At 59.2% G+C, this 206-nt stretch carries 1 pseudogene; it reads right to left on the bottom strand.

Going from position 1 to position 206, the window contains the following annotated elements:
* Window positions 1-27: 27 nt before the first annotated feature.
* Window positions 28-206, bottom strand: a pseudogene (locus tag AB3X94_RS42425) (IS5/IS1182 family transposase); the annotation flags it as partial.

The raw sequence follows: 206 nt of genomic DNA, 5'->3' as shown, positions 1-206 counted from the left end.
ATAATTCGTTTTCGGCGACGACGCCGTTCATGGTGTCGAAGCGGAAGCCGCGGAGCGGTTGAGCAATGCGACAAGTACAAGGACGTAAAAACGCCGCAGCTTTCTGAGGATCATGCGCAGGTTGTGGCCGGCACCACATAGCACTGCGTTGATCGCATCCCCGAGCGCGCCCTTGAGCCAGTTCCGGTCGAGTTTGCCGTCGGCCT

The organism is Paraburkholderia sp. BR10923 (genome assembly GCF_040948765.1).
Taxonomy (GTDB): Bacteria; Pseudomonadota; Gammaproteobacteria; order Burkholderiales; family Burkholderiaceae; genus Paraburkholderia; species Paraburkholderia youngii.
Note: the sequence above shows the minus strand (reverse complement) of the source record. Positions and strands in the feature narration are given on the sequence as shown.